Source organism: Protofrankia sp. CiP1_Cm_nod3, assembly GCF_982290655.1.
The window spans coordinates 5236-7303 of sequence record NZ_CEVIVD010000104.1 but is presented as its reverse complement, the minus strand read 5'-3'; the positions used below and the strand labels follow the sequence as shown (position 1 = coordinate 7303).

Genomic DNA, 2068 nt, shown 5'->3' with positions numbered 1-2068 from the left:
CCGGGCGGCCGCGCCCGGCGTCCTCCCGCACGATCTCGCCACGACGGCCGGTCGCCGCGCGGTGGGCCAGCTCCTCGCGCACCAGCGGGAGAAGGTAGCGGCCGTAGTCGATGACGTCGTTGAGGTTGTCGTACCCGCGGATCGAGATGAGCTCGGCGCCGATGTCGACGTAGTCGAGGATGGCGGCGGCGACGGTCTCGGGCGTCCCCACCAGGGCGGTGGACGCGCCGGCGGCGTTGGTCGCGGCTGCCGTGGGCGTCCACAGCGCACGATCGTGCAGGTCACCGTCGCGGGCCACCCGCAGCAGCCGCTGAGAACCGACGTTGGGTGGTTCCTGCACGCCGGTGGCACGGAACGCCGCGTGCGCGAGCCCGTTGTTGCCCCGCAGGACGTCGAGGATCCGGTGGGCCTTCTCCCAGGCCAGTTCCTCGGTGGGAGCGATGATCGGGCGGAAGGTGACCCAGATGCGGGGGGTGTCCGCACGGCCGGCGAGGCGGGCCTGCTCGGCCACCGCGTCGATCTGCTCCCTGGTCTGCCTGAGCGGTTCGCCCCACAGCCCGAAGATGTCGGCCTGCGCGCCGCCCACCTGGTAGGCCTGCGGCGACGACCCGCCGACCGACACCGGGATGCCGCCGTTGACCGGCCGCACGACCGAGACGAAGTCCTCGAAGGAGTAGTAGGTCCCGGCATGGTCGAACGGCGCTGTCGAGGCCCATACCCGGCGGAGGATGTCGATGTACTCGGCCTGTCGCGCGTAGCGCTCGGTCTTGCCCAGCCGGTCGCCCTCGCGGGCCTGCTCGTGGTCGTCCCCGCCCGCGATGAAGTGCACCACCGCGCGTCCGCCGCTGAGCTGGTCGAGGGTGGCCAGCTGTTTGGCCGCGACCGTCGGGTAGATGGTGTTGGGCCGCAGCGCGACGATCGGCCGGAGCCGCTCGGTGACCTGTGTGATGGCCGTGGCCAGGGTGAACGGGTCCTGGAAGGAGGAGTGGTAGGGCACCAGGGTGTAGTCGAAACCACCGTCCTCCAGGACCCGCGCGTAACGCCTGAGGAAGGGCACGTCAACGGCCGGGAGGCGGAGCCGGTTGAGCTCGTTGGACGGGTTGATGTTTATGCCGCTGATGAATTCGACGGTCACGGATCCTCCGGATGCGCCGGACGGTGGCTGATCGGTGCGCCAGCCGCGGCTTGACACGGATGGCGGCGGCTGGCATGGATGGCGGCGGCTATGACCAGGGTGTCCAGCGCGCGATCGCGGGCAGGCCGGTGCCGGTCCGCAGCCGTTCGAGGAACAGCACGACCACGGCCGCGGCCGTCCGGTGGGTGGCGTCGTTGAGGGCGTCGTGCTTGCCGCCGTCGATGGTGACGAACTCGGCGACGGGCGCGCCCGCGTACCGCTCGCGCGCGGCCGGCAGCGGGCTGAGCAGGTCGGCCGTCCCGTGCAGGCCGAGCACCGGCACGGCGACCTGGCGAAGATCACCGTCGACGATCCAGGACCGGGGTATCGGGACGGTCAGCGCGCCGCGGCGCACCGACACGTCGGCGTCCAGCCGCGCCTGGTGGGTGGGGCAGGCGGTGCGCTCACCCAGCTCGGTCTCCCACTCCCATTCCCCGATGCCGGTGGTGGCCGTCTCCCCGCCGGGGAGGCCGACGAGGATGAGGCCGTCGGCCCGCACCCGCCCGGTGGCGACCAGCGCCGCGGCGAACGCCGCGCCCGCGTCGGAGCCCGCCAGCACGCGCGGCGCGGGCAGGTCCGGGTCGGCCAGCAGGCGGTCGATCTCGGAGGTGACCGTCCGCTCGTGCGCGGTCGGGTCGCCGACCACCCGGACCCGGTAGCCGTCGAAGGCGATCCGGTTGCCGAACCGCTCGTAGAGCCCCGGGTGCTCGCCCCGGCCGGCGATCAGGATCACCGTCCCCCGCGGCGCGACCGCGGGCGGGTTGTCCCAGGCCGCGAGAGCGGGCGCGTCCGCGGCGGTGGTGGCGAGCTGAGCTGACGTCATCGATCTACGTCCTTATGTGCGGGCGGGCAGCTGATGTCCGGTAGCCGGAAGCGGTACCGGTGGGCGGGAGC

General features: G+C 72.9%; 2 protein-coding genes. Both read right to left on the bottom strand.

All coding sequences use genetic code 11. From position 1 onward, the window contains the following. On the bottom strand, positions 1-1135 hold a 1135-nt coding region (locus AC5LUJ_RS17685), incomplete at its 3' end, for an LLM class flavin-dependent oxidoreductase (RefSeq protein ID WP_493465323.1). A gap of 88 nt (positions 1136-1223) precedes the next feature. Then, positions 1224-1997: an alpha/beta hydrolase gene (locus tag AC5LUJ_RS17680; RefSeq protein WP_250290739.1), complete on the bottom strand. Its 774-nt coding sequence runs from the start codon at positions 1995-1997 to the stop codon at positions 1224-1226. Positions 1998-2068: the final 71 nt, after the last annotated feature.